Source organism: bacterium (assembly GCA_040753085.1).
GTDB lineage: Bacteria > UBA9089 > JASEGY01 > JASEGY01 > JASEGY01 > JASEGY01.
The window spans coordinates 1-7677 of sequence record JBFMHI010000129.1 but is presented as its reverse complement, the minus strand read 5'-3'; the positions used below and the strand labels follow the sequence as shown (position 1 = coordinate 7677).

Below are 7677 nucleotides of genomic sequence, written 5' to 3'. Positions count from 1 at the left end.
GGGGCCTGGGCCCCGCATTCAGGGGGCGGCGCTTACCTGCGCGGTTGGGGGCGGTTCGCGGCGCCGAACCGCGCTTGCACCCGACACTTCGGCGGTTGCGCTTCGCGCTCCCGCCTCGTGCGGGTGAAGCGCCGCCCCGTTACCCAAATAGTGATATGAATAAATTAACCATAGAAGTCTTAACTCCCCTCCATTGCGGGACCGGGAAATATCTAAAGGGAGTCGATATAGAAGAGGCTCAGGGAAATATCGTGGTTAAAGATGTCGTGGCCTTTTTGAGGGACAGGTCATTTAACCTCGAAGATAAGATCAAAACCATAGAAGAAGGCAGAGCCTCAGATATCCCCCAGATAAAATATACCCTCCAAGCGCCCCTGGAAGGACCTAAGTCTATTGAGAGAATCAGAGAAGCCATTAAGGACATGGGCCATCATCCTTATATCCCGGCTTCGACGGTAAAAGGGGCCATAAGAACTGCCTTTTTCCGGAAAAAGCTAAAAGAGAATCCGGATATTTTAAAGGGGATTCAAGCTAACACCTCACCCACCGCGCTTGTTTCGGCTCTCTTTGGGGAAGATGATCCCTTGAGCGGTTTGAAGTTAAGCGATTCCATACCCTTACCCCAGAAATATCTGGGACTTTTTCAGGTTAAGACCCTGACGGTTTTAAAGTATGGCGCTGTCGGCTGGAAAGAGTCAGAGAAATCCAACCTCCCTGAGCCACAAAAAGCGGCCTCTATTTATTTAGAGGGGATAAAACCTGGTGAGAGTTCGACAGTAATGGATATTACGGGACAGGTGACGGGAATAGTTGAAGTCTGCCGGGCCTTTTCTTCGGAGATAATAGCGGGTGAGGTTGATTTCTTTTCTAAGCTTAAACTTAAGAAAGATACGCTCACCAAATATAATGAGCTGGCTGAGCTGAATAAAGCCCTTAAGTCCAATGAATTTTTGCTTCCGATCGGTTGGGGGACAGGCTGGTTAAGTAAATCCCTGGGCAGGGGGATAGATCCCTATTTGATGGAGACATATAGATACAAGTATCATCTGGGCAAGAGCATTCCTCATATTGAACATAATGTCTGTCGAATCCATCTGTGTCGGTTAAAGAGGGTAAGTGGTGAAGAATTCAATCATTGTCCTTTATGTCAAAGAGACCTGGCCCCAGAAGAAACGGTCAAGAGGCCGCTTTTGATCACGCCCTTTCCTAAAACCAGAAGATTAGTCAAGGAAGGGGACAAATTTGAGCCTCTGGGTTGGATAAGAGGTAGCTGCTCGGGTAGATAGGCTGAAGGCTGAAGTTTAATCATCTACTCACCGCATTTGTCCCTAAAAGTCTTCAGCCTTCAGCCTATTCACCTATTTCCCCGAGCTTTTTCTTAATAAAATCTAAATCTTGCAGGTCCTTGGGGTTCTGGCGAGCATTTAGAGCCATTTCTTTCATTTTCTTGAGATGGGGCAAGGAAGCAATCTTTATGGTGGTTGTCCGGTCGAGTTTTCTATTTTCTGCCACCGCCAGGAGTTCGGAAGCCTTTAATGGAAAATCGAGTAAAATGTCAATTCTCATTTCCAACTCCGGGTTCCAGAAAAACACCGTATCCGGCTTATCAATCATTATTCTGGAAGCAGCCACATTGGCATTATCAAGATAAGCTATAGGCATCCCGTCTTTATCTAATTTGGAGACATAGTAACACTCAGCTTCATACATAGCATGGGTGAGTGAGTTAGCTTCGGCCATATCCTTTGGTCTTTTTGATACCAGATCGCAGTCGAAGGTAATACGGTCTGAACCGAAAAGAGTCAGCGCCAGCCCGCCTACAAAAATCGGCGTGAATTTGGCGGTCTCCAGGTTTTTAATAACTTGTTTAAGTTTTTGAGTTTCTGGCGTGGGATCCATCTGACTGCTCCTTGTTAACTCGCTGGAGATTACGAATGAACCGGGCGTAACGGAAGTTGCGGTTAAGCAGGTCGATAGGACACTGGCTTAGGCGGATCCGACGGTTTAAACTGCCAGGAATTTTCTCTGCCTCTTTCATCTCTTTTCACCTCAAGCCTAATACCTCTCTCCCCCTATCCCCAAGCCAACATAGAGCCTGAAATCTTTGTCCTCCGGATCGTCGAACCCGTGGGCTATCCGAATAAAGCTATTCCAGGGAACCCGGTAAAGCATGGTGGCTTTTAGTTTAAGCTCAGCCCCTACATCACTGACAAACTTGCCATTATATCCGCCATACGGCCAGGCATTCCCCACATCGCCAAACAGGTTAAAATAGAGGGAATCGAAATGGAAAGGGGTTATCTTCTTGTTGATATGGGAAAGAAGAGGAAGTTGGTAGCCAAGCCTCATTATGGCTAATGTTTCCCCGTGGATAGCCAGTTTTCCACGTGTTTTATCATAAAGATAGCCGGGTAAAATAGACTCCGTGGAAAAATCGCCAAAAGGAAGGAGCCCCATCCAGCCTCCGCCAAAGAATTCATCTATATAAGCTACGTTCCGATCTGTATATCCACCCATCAGGTGCACCCGAAGGGTGTGATCTCCCCAGGGGAGAGGGAAGTAAGTATTGGCGCTAAGGAAGAAGGAATTAAAGTCGATGCTTGATGAGGTAGGTTCGTCATGGGGGAAATAGGCGTAATAGAGACGAGAAAGGTCTGTCATCCTCTTTAGGTAAATGAAAGATAAATCCATACCTGCCTTAGGATGGACATCGGAGTTGGGAGTGGGCAGTATATTTAAGTATCTCCAGATAAATGCCCATAATTCAGTCCTGGCCATTTCTTCATCAGAATACTCTGTACTAGGAGTAAACCAGACCCAGGTGATAGGTATGGTATCTGTGCCTTCTTTACCTTCTACAATTAGATATCCTTCCTCCTCTTCTCCTTTGGCAGCCGTGGCGTTGGTCTTGAATCTTGTTTTACTCCATCCGAGTCCAAGCACTTGAGAGTCGCTCAACTGGTAAAAGAACTCAGCAAAGACACGGTCAAAGCCCTGACCATGAAATCTATAAAGCTCCATCTCCTCCTTTTCGGTATCGAGTGTCAGATAATCTTCTTTAAATTTACTGTGGGTATATTCCGCATAAAAGCCAGGTGCGAACTGCCTGTTTAGATAACTTAGAGAAAATTCCCCGGACCTGGGGAAATATTCACCCATAAACTCATGTTGGCTTAGATAGTCACCTATGGGAACAATTATTCCCGGCTTTAATTCCTTGTCGTAATCGTCGTAGATAAGTTCCGGAATAACCTGAAGGGGTCTTAACGTAGTGGTATAAGGCAGCGAACTTAAATGAAGCTCCTGCCGAGGAGGATTAAGAATAGGGGCTTGATTGGGAACCTGAGCCGGCGCTTGATATTTTACCTCCTGCTGCATCGTCTCACCCCAGGGTAGACGGTAAATCCTGAACCCAAAGGAAGAGAAAGAGGAATAGAAGATATCCTGACCGTCAGAGGTAATCACGGGCGAAAAGGCCCCCGTAAGGCAATTGGTAAGCCGGAGAAGTTTTTTTTGCTTTAGGTCAAGCTGGTAAAGGTTAAAGATGCCCCCTTCCCGATTAGATGAAAAAAGGAGACGGTCATTGTCTATCCAGGAAGGATCTCGATCCTCGGCCACCTCATCCGTCAACTGGATGAGCTGCTTTCCTTGCGGATCAATCAGGCATAGATACTGCTTGTCTTTTTTAGACACAGTAAAGACAATCCGGCTCCCATCCGGGGACCACCTGGGATGTCCGCACTGGGTATTATCGGTGAAGTGGGTGAGTGATTTTATATTTGAGCCGTCCGGCTTGATCATGGCCAGGTTCTTTTGGGCATCCCCGTTCCGAATAAAGACAATCCATTCTCCCTTTGGAGAGAAATCAGGTTCAGTGGCCCTTAAACCCCTGGATATCCGCTTAGACTTGCCTGGCTTGTATTTAACCCAGGCGGGAGAATCTTCTTCCAGCCGGTTCAAGGTAGGTTCAAGATCAATAAGGTAAAGGTCATCAAAGTGGTAGCCATCACTACCAGATATTTTCTTAGCGGCCACTATTCGGTGGCCATCTGGTGCCCAGGAGAAAGAGGAAGAAAGCCCGATCGGGGTTTCACAGCCGGTCTTATCATCCTGCCTGGCTCGAAGGCAGAGATGGGTGGCCCCCCATTCGTCTCCCCGGCTGGTGGCAAAGGCCAGCCACTGGCCATCAGGTGATGGCCGGCAATAGAGATTGAACATCCCTTCACTCCAGGAATCAGACTCATCTATCTGCTTGGCCTCAAAGACTTTTTCCCGCTCACCGGCCACCAGGCTCTGGCTGATCCGGCTGACGGCCGGTTCATATTTCTCCCTCAACCAGTTTTTCCACGCCTGATATAATTCCTCCTCACCCTTGCCGGTCACATCACGAAGGGTGTCATCGAAATCAGGATGCCCCCGCCTTCCTCCTCGGGTGATAAGCCTGGCGGCCGTAGAATCCCCATAAGTCTGATTTAAATAAGTGACCAGACTTAGCCCGTGATTATAGACCTGTTCACCGGTAAAGTAATTCTTTCCTGAGAAGACATCCATTTCGTGAATGGTTAAGAGATTATCCTCCAGTAAAGATGTCCTCAAAAACATCTCCCGATAGCTATCTTCCCCCCTTGGTTTGATTTCTTCATATTGAGCGATACCTTCGGAAAACCAGGGTGGCGTTATTTCTCCGGTAAAGAGCACCCCTCCGCCGGCATACCAGGCCTTATCCTTAAATAGTCCGGCCAGATAAAGAAAATTAAATCTTAAGAAAGGTAGATAGTGGGTAAAGAGATTGGCCTTTTTTAGAGATATGATATGGGTAAGCTCATGGGCAAATACCTCGGGTATCCAGTCACTTCGTCCCCGCAGGTAATTGTATAAATGAGTCGGCCAGAGGATAATCAGATCTTCGGTGGGGAGGGCCCCGCCGTTGCTGACATCAAACACATCCTGGAAGATTACATGCACCTTGGATTTGAGGGTGTAATCATAGGCCTGGCAAACAGCTTCGAAAATCGGATCAGCCACCTGACTTAATCTTTCAGCCGTCAGTTCCTCCCCTTGATGATAGTGAATGTAAATGTGTTCTGTTTCAGCCGTTTTCCACTTAAGATCAGGAAAATTATAGGCTTGTGCCTCCCATGAAAATAAAAGAAAAACTAAGGCCCACAAAAATTGATACATCAAAAACCTCCTCTGCTCATTTGGGGTATGGTCGAAATTTTTTCGACCTGTGAAATAGGTTTAAATAAGAGGCAAGAAACTTTCCATAGATATGCTCTACTACTACTAAAAACAGGTCGCTCCTACGGAGCTGCAAATATATTGCTTTTGCGAAATTACTACAAACAGATTGCTCCTACGGAGCTTTATTCAGGTCTATTCAGGTTAGCTCCAGAGGAGCGACATGTTTGTAGAATATATCTCTCATAACAAATTAGCTCCATAGGAGCGATCTGTTTATTCTCTTTCTCGCCTTCTCACCCTCTATTGGGGGGATATTTATAAACCTATTCCATAGGTCGAATTTTTTTGCTAATTTTTTCTTTATAGGGGATTGTAGAGGGCGGATTTCGGAGAAGGCCTTGAATTCTCCATTCTTGCAAGCCGGAACAGCCGAACGCTCCGCCCTTAAACCTTAGGCTAAAGTAACATTTATGGGAAGAGAAGTCAAGAAAAATTTACCGGCTTTTCCAGTCTCAACTCTCAACTTTCATGGCGGCGTAGATTTGCCTGACCATTTTTTTTAGGTCGGGTTTCAGCTTAAGGTCGATATCCAGTATCCGCCCCAGGGTCTGGATGCGGGCATATTCAATATCGGGGTTGATTTGTTTCCCTTCAGAGGCGGTGATGATCAAGAATTCATCTTCAGAGCCACAGTCCTCAATAGAGCAGCCTTCTTTCAGCCACTTCAGTTGCTCTCTTTCTATCCGATAAATGCCGGACCTGAAGCCCTGGCCGACCGTGCATATTTTCCCTTCCAGATTGTGCAAGATCAATTGGCCGCCTGACTTGATATGGCCCACTCTTTGGGGCAGCTCCCCTTTGGCGGGAAGTAACTTCAGGAACTCCAGGATGTGAAGAGCCAAAAGGGGAATCTCAGCCGCCATTAATTGGAGCTTGGTGAAGATGGGAATAGAATTAGTAAACCGGGGATTGATTTCGACCAGATACACCTTACTGGAGGGATGGAGAATAAAATCCAGACCAAATATACCTCGATAGCCCGCCCTGGCAATAGAGTTGGCTATTTTAAAGGCTGTATCGAGAATCCTTGAGATAATCTGATCCGGTAAATCTATCCCCCAGGCATTACCGCATGAAGCCCCAGGATGTCGGGTACATTCCGGCACCCCACTGACCTGCAAAAAGGGCTGACTTACCACCGCGCCCCGGCTGGTTAGACAGGCGTTGAGAGTTAAGGTAATACCCTCCAGATATTCGGATATCTTCACCTTTTTGCCGGATAGTTCTTGCCTGATCGAGTGGAATTCTGATTCATCCCTGACAAAGAATGTGCCTCGTCCTCCAAATCCCTTGCCTATTTGGACGACAAAGGGATCACCAAACTGAGATCTGAGATCTTGATAGGAAAGGTGTTCGGTAACCCAGATGATTTTTGAGGCCGGATAATCCACCTCGGCTCTTTTGGCCATCTCGATGAATTTTAGCTTATTTTCTAAGGCTCGACTTATTTGGGGACTGACCGCTAAGATGGGCCAGCCATACGCCTGGGCGATTTTATTGATTCGGGCTGATGACTTAAAGAGGAGAAGCCTTATTTCGCCCGGGATATTTTTGAGGTAATTTATGGTTTGGGGGTGAGAAAGTAAATGGTAGGTGTTTCGGGGGACAGTATTAATACCTGAGGCCTTCTCTAAGGAAAAGACCTCCAGACCGCTTTTCCTCAAAGAATCCACGGCGGGGCTGTAGTCAATGGATAGGATACGGTACTGGTCAATAAGATTTTCCAGGCCAAGACCAGAGTAAACATCATTGGTCAAATGGATAAGATTAAACCCCGGAGGGTTTAATAAATCTTTTATCTCGTTTAGATGCATATCTAATGGTCGTGAAAGCAAGAGGTAGGGGCAAATGATTATTCGCCCCTACCGTTGGTTCGAGGATTCAAGGGTTCAAGAGTAGGGGTGAATGATTATTCGCCCTAAGGGCAAATGATTATTCGCCCCTACCGTTGATCTGAGGGTATCATAAATACGATTATTTGTCAAATAGAATTCAGCCTGGTCTGTGATTCAGACATAAGGATTAAGAATTTGGTTATGAATAGAAATAACAAGCTTTTGTAGAGTGTGCTTGTTTGGCAAGGGAATATTTATGTCGCCAATGATAGATACTGGAGGGGCAACCCCCTGTGGTTGCCTGTAGGGGCAAACCCCTTGTGGTTGCCCTTCTTGAGGGCCCAACCACAATCTTGCGTTATCATCTCCAAAAAATTTTTCTTTTCTTCAACTTTTCATTTGACTTACTCATTTTTATATACTATAATCGTAACCGTTCACCTCACCACGGAGACACAGAGACACTGAGAAAAATCGTAACTACTCAGCCACCACATATTGATTTTGAAGCTTACAGAACACAATATATTGTGGTTCGTCTCCTTTTATAGGTTGCATAGAAAGCCGTTTTTTAGGAATTTTAGCTAACTTTTAAACA

The 7677-nt window shown here is 46.2% G+C and carries 4 protein-coding genes; 1 reads left to right on the top strand and 3 read right to left on the bottom strand.

Annotated elements, in window-relative coordinates; translation table 11 throughout:
* The first annotated feature begins 155 nt into the window (after positions 1-155).
* Positions 156-1286: a type III-A CRISPR-associated RAMP protein Csm5 gene (gene csm5 / locus AB1797_11305; protein ID MEW5768186.1), complete on the top strand. Its 1131-nt coding sequence runs from the start codon at positions 156-158 to the stop codon at positions 1284-1286.
* 64 nt (positions 1287-1350) lie between these two features.
* On the opposite strand, the gene AB1797_11300 is transcribed toward csm5, so the two are convergent.
* The 3 genes from AB1797_11300 to AB1797_11290 form a co-directional block, all read right to left on the bottom strand.
* Complete coding sequence (locus tag AB1797_11300) at positions 1351-1899, bottom strand: hypothetical protein (GenBank protein ID MEW5768185.1); 549 nt, start codon at positions 1897-1899, stop codon at positions 1351-1353.
* A 156-nt stretch (positions 1900-2055) separates the two neighbouring features.
* A complete protein-coding gene (locus AB1797_11295) occupies positions 2056-5181 on the bottom strand; it encodes a DPP IV N-terminal domain-containing protein (GenBank protein ID MEW5768184.1) in 3126 nt (1041 codons plus the stop codon).
* Between the two features lie 515 nt (positions 5182-5696).
* The gene (locus tag AB1797_11290; protein ID MEW5768183.1) at positions 5697-7058 is read right to left on the bottom strand and encodes an ATP-grasp domain-containing protein; all 1362 of its coding nucleotides are present in this window, start codon (positions 7056-7058) and stop codon (positions 5697-5699) included.
* Positions 7059-7677: the final 619 nt, after the last annotated feature.